Raw genomic sequence first — 18,878 nt, forward strand, 5'->3', positions numbered from 1 at the left:
AAAAAGAAGAAAATGAAAAAAATATGGCTTGCATTTATTAGTGTTGTTGTGCTATCCTTTATTGCACTAATTTGGGTGGGAACTGAGATCTATCAAACCCAACCTCCTATTCCTGAAAAGGTAATCATAAAAAACTCTAAGGAAGTAGTTTACACCAAAGAAGATATACAAATAGGTCAAAACGTTTGGGAATCTATTGGTGGTATGGAAGTGGGTTCAATTTGGGGACATGGTAGTTATGTGGCTCCAGATTGGACAGCAGACTGGATTCATAAAGAAGCTGCTTTTATGCTAGAGGCATGGGCTAAAAGTAATTTTAACATGTCGTATGAACAATTAGATACAGAAAAAAAAGCTGCTTTAAAAGCTAGGTTAATTCAACATATTAAAACGAATACTTTTGACACTTCCACTAATACTATTACAATATCACAAGAACGTTATGAAGCTATTCAAAATAACATAAAACATTATACAAAAATATTCTCAGAAGGAAAAACTGAATATGCTATTCCAAAAGGAGCATTAGTTGACAAAGAAAAATTAGCTCAATTGAATGCTTTTCTTTTCTGGACGTCTTGGGCAGCAAGTACTAATAGACCTAATCAAGACTATACTTATACTTCCAATTGGCCACACGAACCATTAATTGATAACAATATTACGGATGATTCTATAATTTGGTCAGGATTATCAATCGTTTTGTTATTGCTCTTCATTGGAATACTTACCTATTATTATCTATTAAATCATGAAAAAGGAGATTTAATAACCAAACCTGAAAATGATCCGTTGATTAATTTGAAATTATTCCCTTCACAAAAAGCTATTTTAAAATATTTTATTGTAATCTCCTTATTAATTGGCTTACAAGTCATTTTAGGAATAATTACTGTACATTATACTGTAGAAGGCCAAGCGTTCTTTGGGTTTAACTTGGCCAACTATCTTCCCTACTCTATTTCTCGTACTTGGCATACACAATTAGCCGTATTTTGGATTGCAGCCACTTGGCTAGCTACTGGCTTATTCTTAGCTCCAATGATTTCAGGTAAAGAAATGAAATATCAAGTTTTTGGTATCAATTTCCTTTTCGTAGCCTTATTAATTATTGTTTTAGGTTCTATGTTAGGAGAATGGTTAGGTGTACATCAATTTTTAGATTTAACTACTAATTTCTTCTTTGGTCATCAAGGTTATGAATACATGGATCTAGGACGCTTTTGGCAGTTATTTCTTGCGGTTGGATTAGTGCTTTGGGTTGTAATGGTTGGTCGTCATATTTTTTATGCAATTCGTAAGAATGATGAATCAAAAGATTTATTAATTATCTTATTGGTATCGGTAATAGCTATTGGAATGTTCTTCTTTTCTGGGTTAATGTATGGAGAAAATAGTAGTTTGCCTGTTATTAATTATTGGAGATGGTGGTTGGTCCATTTATGGGTAGAAGGTTTCTTTGAAGTATTTGCTACTGTAGTTATTGCTTTTATTTTTTCACGAATGAAAATTATTGCAACTAAAACAGCTGGAAGAGTTTCTATTGCTTCTGCCACAATTTTTCTAGCTGGTGGAATTATTGGAACATTACATCATCTATATTTTTCTGGAACACCAATACAAGCCATTGCTTTAGGTGCCACATTTAGTGCTTTAGAAGTAGTTCCACTTACCTTAATGGGTTTTGAAATTAGAGAAAACTGGAATCTCTTAAAAAGTAAAGCTTGGATGCAAAAATACAAATGGCCAATCTTTTTCTTTATAGCTGTTGCTTTTTGGAATTTTATAGGTGCTGGAGTTTTTGGTTTCTTAATTAATCCACCTATTGCATTATATTATATTCAAGGGTTAAATACAACCGCTGTTCATGCACATACTGCATTATTTGGGGTTTATGGAATGTTAGGAATGGGATTTATTCTTATCTGCTTACGTTTCTATTCAGATCGTGTATGGGAAAGTACAAAACTGAAAAGGGCTTTTTGGTGTTTAAATATTGGACTTGTTGCTATGGTAATTTTTAGCTTACTTCCTATTGGTATTATTCAAGCTTATACATCAATAACAATAGGATACTCTTTTGCAAGAGATTCAGAATTGTTATATTCACCTACTGTGCAAACCTTAAAATGGTTACGCATGATTGGTGATATTATTTTCTCAGTGGGTATTTTCTACTTCAGTTGGTTTACCATAAGGGAAACTATTTATAACTTTAAAAGGAAAGAAAAATAAACACACTTATTATTTATAAAACCATTATAAACACAACCTCATTTTAAAAAAATAAGTGAGGTTGTGTTTTAAATTCTATTATTACATCTCCATATCTTCCTCTACAACAACCTCATTATCTACTTCTTCAATATCTAAAGGATCTTCCATTTCATCAACTTCAATTTTAGATGCTTTAATTGTGTTGAATTTTTCTAGAGCAGCTAAATCTCCTTCTTCTCCACTAAAATAAGGAAAAACATCTATAATAGGTGATTCTGAAATAGCAGGAATTGTATAATCGCCCATAGTGTCTTTCATCGCATGAACCGTATTATCATACGCTTCTTTTACATCATTAGCTTGCACTAATAAATACATGCTTGTTTTTCGTTCTTTACCACTTTCTTCATCATAAGCCACTAAAGAGACTTTGGATTTAAACCATCGATCTGCTTTTTCAAAAGGATGAATTTCTGCATAGTTAGCAAATTTTATATTCGTAATCTTAAATTCTTCACTAACATAAGCTGCCATTTCTTCATTGATTCTTTTTTCTGCTTCTGTATAAGAAATAGCATCTACTAAATAAGGTTCGGTAGTTACTTTTTGTACTCCGTTCTCATCAATTTTTCTATACTTCACTTTACATTCATACCAAATTGCACTCATAATTCTATTTTTTTAAGGATGCCAAAGATAAATTTTAATGAAAAAGAATCGTTATTTTTTTAGAAATAGATATTCACAATTTTTGTTTTTCGATTTATTACAAAAATTTTATTCCTAATTAAATTCATCCTAATAAAAATGTAAATAGTTTGTACAAAACTTTTTAAACTAAAAACAAAAAGACTACTTTTGCACCAAATTTAAAAAAATAGATAAACGTTATGGCAACGAATAGAACTTTTACAATGATTAAACCAGATGCTGTTGAAAACGGACATATTGGTGGTATTTTAAACATGATTACTGAAGGTGGTTTTAAAATTGTATCTTTAAAATTAACACAATTAACAGTAGCAGATGCTCAAAAATTTTATGCTGTTCACAGTGAAAGACCTTTCTATGGTGAATTAGTAGCATTTATGTCAAGAGGACCTATTGTTGCTGCTATCTTAGAAAAAGACAATGCTGTAGAAGATTTCAGAACCTTAATTGGTGCTACTAATCCTGCTGATGCTGCTGAAGGAACTATTCGTAAAAAATATGCTAAATCAATTGGTGAAAATGCGGTTCATGGTTCAGATTCTGATGAGAATGCTGCTATTGAAGGTGCTTTTCATTTTGCTGGAAGAGAGCAGTTTTAATTTAGAAATTAGAATTCAAAAATTATATATAAAAAATCCCGTTTTGAAATTTCAAAACGGGATTTTTATTATGACCTTTTCTCGATTACAATTTATAGGTTAAACCAAAAGAAGTCGCGTTAAAGAAATTATTAAATATATTTAAATCACCCCCAAAGCCAGAACCTCTTCCTTCTGTTTCATTTAATTTATCTTTATATTTATTGGAACTAAAATAAAAGAGATTGGTTAAACTAAAATTTATTGCCATTCTAGATGTTAGAAAGTATTGAATTCCTAAATCTAAGCTTGTATTGAAATATTTATAAGAATTATCATCAATTAAAATAGGATTTCCAATCTCTGAAGTTTCAGATTTAGAAGAACCAAAAATAACTCCAAGTTCAGTATAGGTTTTAAACCTTTTACCTAATTCCAAGAAGTAGTAACGGCCAAACAATCCTCCACTAAAAGCATTACTTTTAGTTTCGCGCACTAAATTAGGATTAGTAAATTGAGTACTTTCAAAATTAGAACTGATAAGATTTAATCTAAGCCCTATTGCTAATTTATCCGTAACAAAATAACCCACTTTAGGATTGAAATTAATTGAATTACGTTTATTCTCATTGTAATCTCCAATAACATCAGAATTAGTATTTTTTGAGCTTGAAAAACCAAAGTTCCCTTCCACAAAAATATCTTTTTGTTGAAAACCAAATTCTTGAGGTTGAGCTTCCTCTTGTGCGCTAGCAAATGTGAACGTAAATACTGTAAATACAGTAACTAAAAAAAATTTCATTGTTTTTGTTTTAAAAATTAATTCCTCAAATATATTTGCGAAACAACTATACTTGAATCGGTCTTAACTTTTAATTACAAAAGATTAACTATAAATTATTATACTTAACTTTTCCTTTACATATTTAAAATTTTCCCAGGATTCATAATATGATTTGGATCGAATACCTTTTTTATTCCTTTCATTAAGTCTAATTCCATTTGAGTAAAAGCGATAGACATATAGTCTTTTTGTACATAACCAATTCCATGTTCGCCTGAAAGTGTTCCTTTTAATTTTACAGTCAATTCAAAAATTTCGACAATACCTTTTGGAACTTCTGTTTTCCAATTTTCGTCAGTCATATTTCCTTTTACAATATTGATGTGTAAATTACCATCACCAGCATGACCATAACATATAGTATGAAATCCATATTTTTTTCCTGCTTCTTTTACTCCCTTTAGTAAAGTTGGCAATTCATATCTTGGCACAACAGTATCTTCTTCTTTATAAACCGAATTGGATTTCACTGCTTCACCAACAGCCCTACGCAATTTCCACAATGCATTTTTTTGTTCTTCGGAATCCGCAAATAAAACCTCATCAATTTCAAATTTCTCTAATACTTCTGCAACTTTTTCAGCTTCTTGAAATAAAACTTCTGGATAATTGCCATCCACTTCAATTAGTAAATGAGCTTCAATAGTCTCTTTTATGGGTACACTAACTCCATCCACATACTTCATGGTCCAATCAATTGCATCTCGTTCCATAAATTCCAAAGCACTTGGTACAATTCCTGCTCTAAAAATTGCAGAAACTGCTTCACAGGCCTGTTCGGATTTATAAAAAGGAACCAACATTAATACATTATGACTCACTTTGGGAATCAATTTCAATACAATTTTAGTAATTACTCCTAGTGTTCCTTCACTACCAACCATTAATTGCGTTAAATTATAGCCTGTTGAATTTTTTAAGGTATTAGCCCCTGTCCAAATGATTTCTCCATTTGGTAAAACCACTTCTAAATTTAAAACATAATCTTTCGTTACACCATACTTCACTGCTCTTGCACCACCAGAATTTTCTGCAATGTTACCACCTATCCAACAACTTCCCATACTACTTGGATCAACTGGATAAAACAACCCTTTTTCCGCAACTGCTTCTCTTAAAACTTGTGTAATTACTCCAGGTTCAACTAGTACTTGTAGATTTTGTTCATCAATAGTCAGAATTTTATTAAAACGTTCCATAGATAAACCAATACCTCTATGAATACTCAAAGCACCACCACTCAAACCTGTTCTTGCTCCAATAGGTGTAACAGGAATTTGATGTTTGTTAGCCAATTTCATAATGGAAGAAACTTCTTCAACTGTAGCTGGTTTTACAACAACTTGAGGAGGAAAATTATAGTCTTCCGTTTCATCATGACCGTAATTCCTCCTAGTTTCTTCATCTGTAAAAATATTTTTACTACCTACAATTTGTTCAAGTTTATTAAGATATTCTGATATAATTTGCATTTTATAAGGAATTTTAGGTTATAAAAGTAGAAAAAAAACGTGGTTTTTACGAGAAAACGAACAATTTCAACTTTAAATTTAAAAAAGCACAAAAATAAGCTAAACATTCACAAAACCCACTAAATAATTGATAACAAACCACTTATCAACTAAAAAACAATAGAGAGTATTTTGACAAAATGACATTTCAAAGAAAAATTGTGATGCTATTGAATATTTTTTCAACATTTTTTGGTTGATATTTTTTTTTGATTAAATTTGGATAACCCAAAAAAAACTTAAAAATGTCAAACACAATGATTAATCGTACAAAATTAACTTTAGAAAAACTTAGTTTTGACCCTGCTTTATTTAGTAGAGAATTAGTAAAAGCAATAAAATTTTTATTAGTTAATGAATTAGAAGAACTAGCTGTATGGTTTGTGAATTTCACAAAAGAAAGACCTGAATTAAGAAATGTAAAATTCTCTGCTAATGAGTTATAAAATTACTTTAAAAGCTTAACGATATAAAAAATACACATAAATTATTTTATTGTGTATTTTTTTTTAAAAACAACTTAAAATATAATACCAGAAAGCCAATGTTAAAAATGACAATGGAATGCCAATTCCTATCATCATACTAGCTAACTTTGGTTTTAAACCATAACTTGATGCTAAAATGGTTCCTGTAATCATTGGTGCCATAGCTGCTTCTATAATTGAAACATCAATCATCAAGCCAGATGCATTAAATAATTTTCGATATAAAATATAAAAAAACAAAGGAGTAAATAGTAATTTGAATCCTAAACCTAGCCAAAGAAATTTCCAATGCTTACTTTCTCTTTCTATCTTCAATTGTAATCCTACAGCTACTAAGGCAATTGGAGTTACTGTCTCTCCTATTCGTTTGAAAACACTTTGCAATATTAGTGGAAAATCGATTTGAACAAAATTCATTAATAAAGCGATTGAAAATGCTAAAAAAGGAGGAAATAAAGCAATTTTCAACACCATTGCTTTAGTACTTAAACTTTCTCTAGAAAATAAAGTGGCTACAATAATTCCTAAAGTTGCCATTACTACAAAAGACCCTGGTTGGTCCACAATAATAGCCGTCTCCATTCCTTCACTTCCATATAAAGCTTCAATGACAGGAAAACCAACAAAAGATGTATTTCCTAAACCAGCGGTTACAATTAAACAACCCGTTAATTTTTTAGACCAACCGTACTTTTTTCCTATTGAATAAAAAAACAAAAATGACAATCCAAATCCTAACCAAGCAATTCCTAAAGGATACAATAAAGCTGTTGAAATTTGAATTTTAGGAATATAGTATAAACCTAAGGCTGGTAATGAAATATAAATAACAAATTGATTTAAAGACAAATGCATATTTTTAGGAAATGCTTTTACAAATTGAAAAGCTACTCCTACAAACAAACAAATGAAAATTAAAAGAATATTACTCATATTTTGAAATGAAACACAAAGGTAAAAGCATTATTTGATTATTGATTGTAAAGTCGTTTTTTTTCAAAAAAATTGTACTTTTACACAAAGACTTATTTTCATTGGAAGACAAAAAAAACAAATCGGCTTTATCAGAAATTAATGGAGTGAATCAACCAGAATCCATTAGTAATACTGTTGCCAAAAACATTCAGCAATTTAGAAGAAAACAACCTTCTGCTACTGAATTAATTGATTCGATTTGTAGCGGTGACAAAATTGCTTTAAGTAGAGCTATTACCTTAATTGAAAGTACCAATGTGAATCATTTGACAAAAGCTAATGAAGTAATACAAGGTTGTTTACCTTTTGCTAATAAGTCAGTTCGAATAGGAATAACAGGTGTTCCAGGTGTTGGAAAAAGTACTTTTATTGAAGCTTTTGGGAAACACTTAACCTCTTTAGGTAAAAAAGTAGCTGTTTTAGCAGTTGACCCAAGTTCGTCTATAAGTAATGGTAGTATTTTAGGTGACAAAACTAGAATGGAAGAACTAGTTAAAGATGAAAATGCTTTTATTCGTCCGAGTGCCTCTGGTGACAGTTTAGGAGGTGTTGCAAGAAAAACTAGAGAATCAATCATTTTATGTGAAGCTTGTGGTTTTGACACCATCATTATAGAGACTGTAGGTGTTGGCCAAAGTGAAACTGCTGTTCATAGCATGGTAGATTTCTTTTTACTATTGAAAATTGCTGGTGCTGGTGATGAATTACAAGGTATAAAAAGAGGAATTATGGAAATGGCAGATACAATTGTAATCAATAAAGCAGATGGTGATAATATTTCCAAAGCTAAGTTAGCAAAAACTGAATTTAACAGAGCATTGCATTTATTTCCTGCTAAAAAAAGTGGTTGGGTTCCTAAAGTAACTACTTGTAGTGCTATTACCAAAGAAGGAATTGACGATGTTTGGCAAATAATTTCAGCCTATTTAGAAATGGCAAAAGCCAATGTTTATTTTCAGGTTAAACGTAAAGAGCAGAGTCAATTTTGGATGTTAGAAACGATTAACGAACAATTGAAAACTCGGTTTTACAGTCATCCTGATATTATTCCTTTATTAGAAAGCAATAAAAAAGCAGTGCAAAACAATGTCATTTCACCTTTTGCAGCTGCTCAAATTTTATTGGAACACTATTACAAGTAATTATACCACTTGTTCTTTTACCTCATATTTTTTTCTAGCTATTTGTCCTTTGTAATATCTGGACAATAATTCGTATACAACAAATTCATTCGTTCTATTTTTTCCCATAAATAATCGGTCTAAATTCATGTGTAATAAACTTGCTATTAAATTATTGATAGTTACTTGTAGTCTTTTCTCTTTTTCAATTTGCAGTAATTGCTTCACTAAAGGCTTATTTGACAAACTTCTATTTTCTATTAATTCAATTATTGGATAATACTCTTCTTGCGCTTCACTACTTTTGTCTAAAAGCTGTTCCATCTGTTTTCTTAGATTTCTATATTTAGTATTTAAGGAGACTTTTAACATTTGTTGTCCTCCATGTTCTTTAAAAAAAGAATCACTAAGAACATCAATAAGCTCATATTTTTGATTTAAATCAAATCCAAAATCATCTAGAAAAGCATCTACTGATCTTATAGCCATTTGCCATCGAATAGTTCCACCGTTTTCTGTATCGAGTAAATCTAACATTTCTACGACAAATTTACTATCGTTATAAAAAAACAGCTCAGCAAGTTCTATAGTATTATCACCATATCTATATAGTTCGCGTTTATAAGTTTCATTTTGAATTTTAGAAATCCTATTTTCATTGATAAGTGGTTCTAATTCTGTATTAATATAGTGTAGAATATAACCATATTTTACTATATCTTTAATATGTAATCTAAATCTTAAATGTGTCTCTGGGTCAGAATATCGAATAAAAAACCAATGATCTATTACTTTCTCCTCAATCAGTTTTTTAGTGATTTTTTTTATTTTTTCAGTCAATATATAATCAGCAGTTTTTGCTCCACTATATATTTTATAGTATAGCCATTCACTTCCTATAGAGAATTGCTGTTTAGTAATATTTTTTAACTGAAAATCATTCTGGATTTGATGTCTTTCTTTTTGTTCATTTAAAACAATTGCGATACACTCATTGGTAAACATTTCATTATTGGTATCTTGCACTAATGCTTTTTTACTTGTGAATAAATATTCTTCAAGTATAACTTCGTTACTTTTCTTAATAATGTCTATGAAAGTATCAACTGCAATAGGGTTATTAGTATCAATTAATAATTCATTATCACTTTGCACAATTAGGAAAAGATCTGGAAGTTCTATTTTATTTTTCAACTCGAAAAAATAGTGATGTTTTTCAACATTACTTTTCTTCTTATTTTGTAATGGTGCTAAATCTTTTTGTTTTAATTGCCATTTTGCTGCACTTAGTATTGAATTTTGATATTCCACTCTTGGCAAAAAATCAAATTGATTCGCTAATATTCCCCAGTGAAAACCTACAAAAGATTTTGAGAAATATTGAGTTTGTAAATCACATAAAAAATGATAAACTGGTAAACTATTAAATCCGAAATTATGCGCATTTCCTAAACGAGGAATAATTTCTTTTTGTAATCTTTTATCGAATAATATGATTTTATTATTTCTTATTTTAATAAAGAGGTCTTCCATTTTTATTTGAAAATCATCTGCTACTGCACTTTTTGCTAAATAGGGAATTTCATATTTTCTAAAAGCTGATCTAGCCAAAATATTCCCTGTTCTACTTTCTGGTAAATGTACTATTTCAGCGAGAATTTTATTGGGAAACTGTTCTTGTTCAAATTTTGAGATTGTATTTACTATTTCGTTTACTGTTTCATTTCCTACTGCAAATCTTCCTAATAAATTTATAGCACTACTTCCTCCTGCTCCACTTATATATATATTATTGGTTTCTGCATCCAATAACTTAAACATAGCTGAAAAAGAAGATGGTAAATTATTTTCTGAAAAATCTATTAATGGAAAATCTTTTTCTGATATTTCAATACATTTTTTCTTTTCTTCTCTACTTTTTGTAAGTAAATGTAATAAACAAGATTGTAATGCGTTCCATTTCAATTCGCTTCCATAGTTTGCATTTGGAATATAAACATCTTCAATTAAATCATTAATTCCATGATTTCCTGTTTCCATATAACCAACACCTGTTTCTACATCAAGTGCCAACAATAAAGGAACTGTATCATCTTCAAACCTATTTAGAAAACGTTTTTTAAAACTTTCTAGTTTCTCATTAGTGTTTACTGGTGTAATTTTATTTAAAAATTGTAGTGTCTCTTTTAATTGTTCTTGCACTTTACTATCTATTTCTGATTGTACGGTTTGTTTGTACAAATCGGTTTGGAATAAATTGGTTTCTGCCAAATCAGGTAAAATCGTTTTTAGTTGTTCATGAATTTGCCTATATGATTCCACTTCATTTAAAATAGTTACATCTATTTTCTTTATTGAATGATTTACTGAAATTAATGTATTCAATACTTGAAATAAATTAGCATCTTTATTTAACTCGTATATTTTTTGCAGTTTATTTAATACAGAATTAAAATAGTCTGCTCCTGTAACAGTAGGCTCGAGTTCGTTTATTAAGATTTGAGAATCTATCAATTCCTGTATGAATTCTGATGCTTCTTCAATTGTAATTTCATCATCAACGAGTAAATTTATTAATTCAATAGTAGTCAAACCTTTACTTGATTGATTCAAAATATACTCTAAATATTCTGAATAATCTACTTTACAAATTTTATGAAATCGTTTAGCATTACTATAATAATATTCAATATATCTATAATTCTCTCCTACTTGATAAATACTTGTATTAGGGAAAAATTTCAAATATCTCTTTACACTTTCTAATTTAGTTAATTCTTGTACTAATGAATTTAAGACATTCATATCTAATCTTGTACTACGAATTAGTGTTTCATTTAAATCTGAATTTATTACAATTTGATTTTTATCTTTCCATTCTCCTATACTTAATCCTGCAAACAAGCCAAATGGTGTACAACGCTGACTAGCTCTAGATTCGTATTTGTATAACGAAACGTTAAGTTTTTTTAGTCCTTTTTCAGTCTCAATCGGTTTAATAATATGTTTTTTATATTCATCATATAAAACAGGTGTTGATAAATATAATGCTTCAGAAAAAATAGCTTCATCTGTTTTGTTTCCAAATGACACTAATGGTGTTCTAACGATAAATTGTGGTAAAAACTTCATAACTCCTTAACTTAATAATAAACATTTATCCCAATTCAAATCTTCTATATCCTCTGTTAGAAATCCTAACATGGCCAACCCAATTCCTGCAATTCCATCTAACAAACTATAATCTAAAGTCCAACCCTTTATTCCGTGAAATGATTTAAAATTTTCTAAATTATTTTCATCTTCAAGTTTTACAAATGTTTGTTCTAACCAATACCAACGTGCCTCATCAAAATCTTGAATTCCTGTTTCTTTATAAAACCTATTAAAAATATGAGCTAACCCTGAAGTCCCATGACAGAACGCTGCATCAACAACTAAATTGTCTTTTAAATCTCTTCTTTTTGAAGCATGTAGCATGATTTGAATAGCTTCATTTTTCCATTCTTCATTATTAAATAACTTGCCAGCTTGCCAAAAAGCAAATGCTACACCAATATCTCCATAACACCAAGCCAATCTTGATTTATATTCAATTTCATGACCCACTTTTATAACACTTGGATAAAGTGAAAGAGTATGAGATGTTGATTCATAAGATTTAATTAATTTTAAAATATTGCCAACAATTTCTTTGCTTTCTGGAATATTTATCTGAGACAAAATGATTACAACTGAAGGTAATCCATGTGATAAACTCAAATTGATATCCGTATTATCGGCAACTCTTTTGTTCACTTCAAAGACACTCAACCAATTGTTATAATAACTTCCCCTTTCATTGGATTTTAACCCTTTCAAAAAATCTGTTGTTAAATCCATTACAAATTTTTCTCCTAACAGTTTTTTACAACTATTTGTTACAAATAATAATCCTAATGAACCATGTAAAAAGTCATAATTTGTTATTTGATTAAAGTTTTTACTATTCAAAGACAACAAATCCTGTATTTCTTTATTTATTGTTGGCAATAAATCTTCAATTAATTCATTCTGTACCAAATAATTTAATAACCAAATGTTTCCTGAAATACCTTCGCTAAAAGTAATTTCTTTAGACTCTTGAAAGTGTTCTAAAAAATCAATTAGCTTATTTTCAAAAACATCATGACTCTTCTCTGCTACTCCTAATTTGGTAAACAAAAACTGAAACAACAAAAAACCTCCATGAGTATAATATAAATTATACTCTACTTGATTTTGCAATTGCAATTTGCTTTCAATTAGTGAAACTGAATCTTTGACTTTTTGTAACATAGTATTTTATTTAATAGAAGATTAAAATAAAAGAGACTGACATAAATATCAGCCTCTCATTATCTGATTTATTTTAACAAATCATTTAACTAAATAGTTCTTACTATTTTTTTACAGCTGCTCCATTACCAACTGCAACAGTTGCATCTCCTCCAGAAGGACCAGCAACATTACCGCCACAATTCATTCCTTCACAATTACAAGTATTTCTTCCACTTGTACCAACAGCCCATTCCATAGTTCCTCCTAAATTTTCAATATTTGATGGAATACCCAAAATAGGATAACCACCACTAATATTTTTCATTTGATCTTCTGTCAATTTTGCCACTGTCTCTTTGTTCAAGTTTAATTTTCCTGAGAATTTAAGTTTTTTCATGATTAAAATTTTTTAAAATTAATATTGTTTATTTCATTACGTGAACTAATCGGATTATAAGGTTTACTCCCAAACATGTATGTGCACTTACATGTATTTTTATAATCGTTCTATTATTATATCAATAATAAAGACTAAATGTTACCTTATTTAGTCGAATAAAAGATTCATAATATCATTCAATATTAATAAGTGTAGCATTTAAAAAAACATTACCCGATTTTCTTCATTTTTTAACATTCCTATTTTAAAAACAGAAATAATCTAAGAAGGAATCTTTAAAATGGGTGATTTAACCCTAACTAAAAGCGTTTATCAACTATTTAAAAAAAATCAGAAGAGTTGTTTCTTTGTAATGAATAAAAAAAGTAATTTCATAAACTTAAAAACAAACAATATGATAACTGGAATTTTAATCGCTGTACTATTTGCCTTTGGAGTTTATATTTATAAATTCCCGCCAAGAAAAACAACTTCAACACCTTGTCCATGCTCAAACAAAATATGTATGGATTATCCTGATGATTCTATAAGTAAATTATCTGTAGATTTAATTCATACTATGGTTAAAGGTTATAAAAAAAATCAATTAGATTTCATAAATACACATTCCCGCTTTGTTCCTAATGATGATGCACATTCTATTTGGTTTGATTTAGAAACTTTAAAAAAGTTTATTTATCATATTGAAAAAACTACACTTAATAAAGCAGCAACAGTAGAAGATTTAAAAAGCATGGACATCACTAAAGAAAAATTAGGTATTAGAATCTATTATACTGCTTACCCTGAAAACAAAATTTGGAGCAGATTTAATGATTTAATGGCATTTCTTGAAGTTAAAGATGAAAAATTAAAAAAAGAAAGATTAGCATATGGGAATTTACATAGCCTAGTAATGGTTCCCACTTTAGATGCTAAAGGTAACGGAACAAATTCAGACTTTAATCCTTTAGACCCTATTACTTATCCTAATGGTCTTTTTGATCGTCTAGGTTATACTTTTGATCCAAACAATCTTAACTCATTAAATAGAACGATGGGCTTATCTGGTCTTACTTCCAATCAAAATTTAAGTACGGGTGCTCAAAATCACGGAAGCTTAATTCCTCCAGCAACCTCAAATGGTGTAGAAGGCTTTTAATATATGTATCAATATCAACCAGAAATAAGTACATTGCTACTATGGATTCAATTTTTGACAGCCATAATAGCAATTGTATATTATAAAAAAGTTAAAGAATCTTATTGGAAGTGGTTTATTCTCTATCTTATCTATGTATTTCTAATTGAAAAATTTGGTGATACATTTTTTAGACTTGTCCATTTAAAAAAAGAAAAATATTTTGCTTTTATTGGAATCCCTATAGAATTCATTTTCTTTTATTGGTTATATGCAATGCAATCATTAAAAAACAAAAAAATATTTTATAGTTTTTCATTTTTATACTTTTTATCTTTCATTCCAGTTGAATTATTTTTTGAAAAAATAAAAATCGTTTATTCTTTCAATTATACTATTGGTTCATTTTTACTAATGATACTCGTTTTTTTAGAATTTAAGAAACAAATACAAAATGATGATATATTAGCATTCAAAAAGAATAAAATGTTTTATATTAATATTGGAATAATGTTATTTTATGTTGGAACATTACCTTTTTTTAGTTTGTACTATCTCTTATTGAAAGAACCTGATATATGGAATATCTATTACCTTTATTTTTTAATTTCTAATTGTATTATGTATATATTATTCACAGCATCTTTTATATGGGGAAAACCGAAATCATAGTTACTATCATTCTTTTTAATTTATTCTTTATCTTATTTCTTATAGGTATAGTCGTTTTTATCAAACAATATAAATTAAAAAAGAAAGAGCACGAAGATAAGTTACAGCATCAACAAAGGGAACACCAACAAGAATTACTAACGACACAGTTAGAAATTCAAACTCAGACGATGCAATATATAGGAAGGGAAATTCATGATAATATTGGTCAGAAATTAACTTTGGCTAGTTTGTACACCCAACAATTAGCTTATGAAAACAAAGCTCCTCATATTAACGAGAGTATTGAAAATATTAGTACTATAATTAATGACTCATTAAGTGAATTAAGACAATTATCTAAATCCTTAACCGATGACAGTATTGAACAAAATCCAATTGCTGAATTACTAGAAGAAGAATGTAAAAAGATTAATGAACTAAAGAAATGTAGCGTTCATTTTTTATATATTCCAAAAATTGAACTGCAAAGTTATCAAATCAAAAGCATCTTATTAAGGATTACACAAGAGTTTTTACAGAATAGTATTAAACATTCTAACTGCAAAAACATTAAAGTTACATTTAAAAAAAATAACGGTTTTATAGAGTTGCAATTGGAAGATGATGGAAAAGGTTTCGATACTATTAAAATGCAGTCTAATGGAATAGGGTTGCTTAATATGAAAAAAAGAGCTGAAATAATTGGAGGAACATATGTTTTTGAAAGTTCAATTGATAAAGGCACAAAACTAACTATAAAAATACCTCATTAAAATGAAAAAAACGATAGTTGTAGTTGATGATCATCTTTTAATCGCAAATGCATTGAGTAGCATCATATCAAATTTTGAAGCGTTTGAAGTGTTATATGTTTGCGAAAATGGATTAGAATTACAAAATAAAATCAATCAACATCCAATACCTGATATTGTTCTACTAGATATTAGTATGCCAATAATGGATGGTTTTGAAACGGCCAATTGGTTAAAAAAAGATTATCCAAATACTCTAATTATGGCTTTGAGCATGCAAGATGACGAACAAAGTTTAATTAAAATGATAAAAAATGGTGCTAAAGGATATATGCTAAAAAATGCACATCCAAAAGAACTAGAAGAAGCCTTACAAAAAATTTTAAAAAACGGACAATATTTTCAAGAATGGGCTACTAGTAAAGTCCTTTCTACCTTACATTACAACCACAATAATTCAAACGAAATAAAAATCTCAGATAGAGAAAAAGAATTTCTTAAATATACTGTTACTGAAATGACCTATAAGGAAATCTCGGAAAAAATGTTTTGCAGTCCTAGAACCGTTGAAAATTATAGGGATAGCCTTTTTGAAAAATTAGAATTAAAAACTAGAGTTGGTCTTGCTGTATATGCTATAAAAAATGGATATGAAGAGTAGTTTTACTCTTCATATCGTTCCATTTCTCTATCGTAAAATTCACCTGCAAGTGTAATTAAATGTTCCATTTCAGACTCTAGTTCTTTCTCATCTTCTTCTTCTATATCATCTAAAAACTCTACCTCATCATCTTTCAAGTTGATAATGAATTGAGGGAAATCTAAATGGATGATAAAAATATCATCCGGAAAATCGGAGTTGTCTGCAATGACAAATTTTGGTAAAGTCATATTTTTAATTATTTATCTGAAAGTAAAATGGGTACATTTCCTTTCCCGTTCATTAGTATTACTTTTGAATTAGTTGATTTAGCTAATTCTAATTGTGCTTTGATGGACTCATATTGTAATTGTTTATCAGTTAAGCCAGAAGAGATAATTTTTTGATAATCTGCAATTCCTTGAGCTTCCACTCTTTTACGTTCTGCCTCTTGTTTTTCTTTTTGCAAAACAAACTGCATTTTTTGAGCTTCTTGTTCGGCATTAATTTTTGATTCGATAGTCGTTTTAACAGAAGCAGGTAAGTTAATATTCCTGATTAATAAATCCTCTAAAATAATACCTCTTTTCTTAAAGTCATTTTCAATAGATTTATAAATTTTATCTTGAAATTCATCTCTTTTTGAAGAATATAATGCCACTGCATCATAAAAAACAGCGTTGTCTCTAATTCTTGTTCTTGTAACTGGTCTAACAATTTTATCAGAATAAGTTACTCCTAATTTTTTAAAAATCACTGGTGCTTCTACTGGATCAACCCTGTAAAGTACGGTTAAATCTATCACTACTTCTAAACCATCTGCAGAAAGTACTCTTATAGCATCGTCTCCTTGTTTTGCTCCTTCTTCATTTAGAGCAGACATAGTATAGTTTTGCGTTTGAATATCAAAAGGAGTTACCTCTATCATTGGATTTACAATATGTAAACCACTTTCCAAGATAGTGGGTTTTACCTCTCCAAATAACGATTTAACACCAACAGTTCCTGCTTCTATTTGTACAAAAAGTGAAGATAAAACACCTATTATAATTATAAATAAACCAATAAACTTTAAAGGATTAACCAATTTATTAAAAGCTCCATTTTGAGATTTAATAACAAGGCTTATTACCATTAATATGATTCCAAATATTGCTGCTACTATCATTTTTGTAAAATTAATTTTTTGGTTAAATAATTAAAGCGAATATACAATAAAATTGCAGCTACTGATAATCCTGCTAAAAGTCCTATCCAAATTCCTGATGCTGCAAGTGATGTATATAAGCCTAAATAAATTGAAATTGGAAAACCAATTACCCAATAGGCAATAAAAGTAATATACATAGGTATTTTAACGTCTTGCAAACCTCTTAAGGCTCCTAAAACAACTACTTGTATACCATCTGAAATTTGAAAAACAGCAGCTACTAATAATAATTGAGCTGCAATAGCAACCACCTCTGTGTTTTTAGTTAAATCTTCTAAATTATTTAAATCAACGAATAAACCTGGTAATTTTTCATGGAAAAGCACAAAGAAAGTGGCGAAAATGATCTCTAGAAAAATAGCCAATAAAAAGATAGAAAAAGCAACTAATCGTAACTTCTTATAATCTTCTAACCCTTTCTGATTCCCAACACGAATCATTGCTGCAACACTCAATCCCATAGCAAACATAAAAGTAAAGGAAGCTAAACTTAAAGCTATTTGATTGGCTGCTTGACTTGTAGTTCCTAAATTTCCTGAAAGCCAAATAGCACCTGTAAATAATGCCACTTCGAAAAACATTTGCATGGCTGAAGGCGATCCTAATTTGATTATTTTTATATTGACCTCTCTTTTAATTTCTTTTAGCGAAAAACCTTTAAAGTAAGGATGAAATTTCTTTTTTAAATTCATCATGTAATGCATATACCCTAACATTACAAAACGAGAGGCAATAGTTCCAATGGCAGCACCAACAATACCTAATTTAGGAAAAAACCAAATTCCATAGATTAATAAGTAGTTTAAAACAACATTTACTACGTTTGCCAAAATGGTTGCCCACATAGAATATTTTGTTTCACTCATTCCATCAGCAAATTGCTTATAAGCCTGAAACATGATTAGTGGAATCAATGAAAAAGCTACAATATCTAAATAAGGTTTTGCTAATTCCACTACATGGCCAGGTTGTCCCATAAAAGCAATTAATGGCTTTGAAAAATAGATAATTGTAAAAAGGAATACTCCTAAAATTGTGCACAAATACAAACCGTGATGAAAAGCACTTCTACCCTTTTCAACATTTCCTTTTCCATCTGCTTCAGCAACCAACGGTGTTATAGCTGTTGAAAAACCAATTCCAAGTGACATAGCAATAAAAACGAAGCTATTACCTAAAGATACCGCTGCTAATTCTGTTGGACCTAGTTTACCTACCATAATGTTATCCACAATACCAACAACAGTATGACCTAACATTCCTAAAATAATAGGATAAGCCAATTTTAAATTATATGAAAATTCTTTCGTATAGGTCGACAGTGTCATTTTTTTGCAAATTTGAATGCAAAGGTAGGA

General features: G+C 29.3%; 17 protein-coding genes. 7 read left to right on the forward strand and 10 right to left on the reverse strand.

All coding sequences use genetic code 11. The features are described from left to right. Positions 1-12: 12 nt before the first annotated feature. Complete coding sequence (locus FIA58_RS05065; RefSeq protein WP_140960761.1) at positions 13-2,235, forward strand: nitric-oxide reductase large subunit; 2,223 nt, start codon at positions 13-15, stop codon at positions 2,233-2,235. An 81-nt stretch (positions 2,236-2,316) separates the two neighbouring features. On the opposite strand, the gene FIA58_RS05070 is transcribed toward FIA58_RS05065, so the two are convergent. Continuing rightward, positions 2,317-2,886: a DUF4494 domain-containing protein gene (locus FIA58_RS05070; protein WP_140960763.1), complete on the reverse strand. Its 570-nt coding sequence runs from the start codon at positions 2,884-2,886 to the stop codon at positions 2,317-2,319. Between the two features lie 221 nt (positions 2,887-3,107). Here FIA58_RS05070 and FIA58_RS05075 point away from each other — a divergent pair, with 221 nt between their 5' ends. After that, on the forward strand, positions 3,108-3,527 hold the full coding sequence (locus tag FIA58_RS05075; RefSeq protein ID WP_140960765.1) for a nucleoside-diphosphate kinase: 420 nt from the start codon (positions 3,108-3,110) through the stop codon (positions 3,525-3,527). Between the two features lie 85 nt (positions 3,528-3,612). Here FIA58_RS05075 and FIA58_RS05080 read toward each other — a convergent pair whose 3' ends face one another. Next, positions 3,613-4,308 (reverse strand): outer membrane beta-barrel protein, encoded by a 696-nt coding sequence (locus FIA58_RS05080; RefSeq protein WP_140960767.1) that lies wholly within the window; start codon positions 4,306-4,308, stop codon positions 3,613-3,615. Positions 4,309-4,424: 116 nt separating this feature from the next. Next, on the reverse strand, positions 4,425-5,822 hold the full coding sequence (locus FIA58_RS05085; protein ID WP_140960769.1) for an FAD-binding oxidoreductase: 1,398 nt from the start codon (positions 5,820-5,822) through the stop codon (positions 4,425-4,427). 284 nt (positions 5,823-6,106) lie between these two features. On the opposite strand from FIA58_RS05085, the gene FIA58_RS05090 reads away from it, so the two are divergent. Next, complete coding sequence (locus FIA58_RS05090; protein WP_140960771.1) at positions 6,107-6,307, forward strand: hypothetical protein; 201 nt, start codon at positions 6,107-6,109, stop codon at positions 6,305-6,307. Between the two features lie 63 nt (positions 6,308-6,370). On the opposite strand, the gene FIA58_RS05095 is transcribed toward FIA58_RS05090, so the two are convergent. After that, on the reverse strand, positions 6,371-7,282 hold the full coding sequence (locus FIA58_RS05095) for an AEC family transporter (RefSeq protein ID WP_140960773.1): 912 nt from the start codon (positions 7,280-7,282) through the stop codon (positions 6,371-6,373). 101 nt (positions 7,283-7,383) lie between these two features. Here FIA58_RS05095 and meaB point away from each other — a divergent pair, with 101 nt between their 5' ends. Beyond that, on the forward strand, positions 7,384-8,466 hold the full coding sequence (gene meaB, locus FIA58_RS05100; protein WP_140960774.1) for a methylmalonyl Co-A mutase-associated GTPase MeaB: 1,083 nt from the start codon (positions 7,384-7,386) through the stop codon (positions 8,464-8,466). Here the strand turns inward: meaB and FIA58_RS05105 are convergent, their stop codons facing one another. From FIA58_RS05105 to FIA58_RS05115, 3 genes are all read right to left on the reverse strand, one after another. After that, positions 8,467-11,577: a lantibiotic dehydratase gene (locus FIA58_RS05105; protein ID WP_140960775.1), complete on the reverse strand. Its 3,111-nt coding sequence runs from the start codon at positions 11,575-11,577 to the stop codon at positions 8,467-8,469. Between the two features lie 6 nt (positions 11,578-11,583). Continuing rightward, positions 11,584-12,762, reverse strand: a complete 1,179-nt coding sequence (locus FIA58_RS05110) for a lanthionine synthetase C family protein (protein ID WP_140960776.1) — start codon at positions 12,760-12,762, stop codon at positions 11,584-11,586. A gap of 103 nt (positions 12,763-12,865) precedes the next feature. Beyond that, entirely contained in the window at positions 12,866-13,141 is a 276-nt protein-coding gene (locus FIA58_RS05115) for a class I lanthipeptide (RefSeq protein ID WP_140960777.1), read from the reverse strand. A gap of 397 nt (positions 13,142-13,538) precedes the next feature. Between FIA58_RS05115 and FIA58_RS05120 the strand changes: the two genes are divergently transcribed. The 3 genes from FIA58_RS05120 (at position 13,539) to FIA58_RS05130 (ending at position 16,331) form a co-directional block, all read left to right on the forward strand. Beyond that, the gene (locus FIA58_RS05120) at positions 13,539-14,285 is read left to right on the forward strand and encodes a hypothetical protein (protein WP_140960778.1); all 747 of its coding nucleotides are present in this window, start codon (positions 13,539-13,541) and stop codon (positions 14,283-14,285) included. A gap of 629 nt (positions 14,286-14,914) precedes the next feature. Further along, the gene (locus FIA58_RS05125; protein WP_140960782.1) at positions 14,915-15,691 is read left to right on the forward strand and encodes a sensor histidine kinase; all 777 of its coding nucleotides are present in this window, start codon (positions 14,915-14,917) and stop codon (positions 15,689-15,691) included. Position 15,692: 1 nt separating this feature from the next. Then, on the forward strand, positions 15,693-16,331 hold the full coding sequence (locus FIA58_RS05130; protein WP_140960784.1) for a response regulator transcription factor: 639 nt from the start codon (positions 15,693-15,695) through the stop codon (positions 16,329-16,331). 2 nt (positions 16,332-16,333) lie between these two features. Here FIA58_RS05130 and FIA58_RS05135 read toward each other — a convergent pair whose 3' ends face one another. Genes FIA58_RS05135 through FIA58_RS05145 form a run of 3 tightly spaced genes read right to left on the reverse strand, consistent with a single transcriptional unit; the run spans position 16,334 to position 18,848 of the window. Next, positions 16,334-16,561 carry a hypothetical protein gene (locus FIA58_RS05135; protein WP_140960786.1) on the reverse strand — a complete coding sequence of 76 codons (228 nt, stop codon included), beginning with the start codon at positions 16,559-16,561 and terminating at the stop codon, positions 16,334-16,336. Between the two features lie 8 nt (positions 16,562-16,569). Continuing rightward, positions 16,570-17,478: a prohibitin family protein gene (locus FIA58_RS05140; RefSeq protein WP_140960788.1), complete on the reverse strand. Its 909-nt coding sequence runs from the start codon at positions 17,476-17,478 to the stop codon at positions 16,570-16,572. Next, positions 17,475-18,848, reverse strand: a complete 1,374-nt coding sequence (locus FIA58_RS05145; RefSeq protein WP_140960791.1) for an MATE family efflux transporter — start codon at positions 18,846-18,848, stop codon at positions 17,475-17,477. The genes FIA58_RS05140 and FIA58_RS05145 overlap by 4 nt, the downstream gene beginning before the upstream one ends. Between the last annotated feature and the right edge of the window lie 30 nt (positions 18,849-18,878).

Source organism: Flavobacterium jejuense, assembly GCF_006491595.2.
GTDB lineage: Bacteria > Bacteroidota > Bacteroidia > Flavobacteriales > Flavobacteriaceae > Flavobacterium > Flavobacterium jejuense.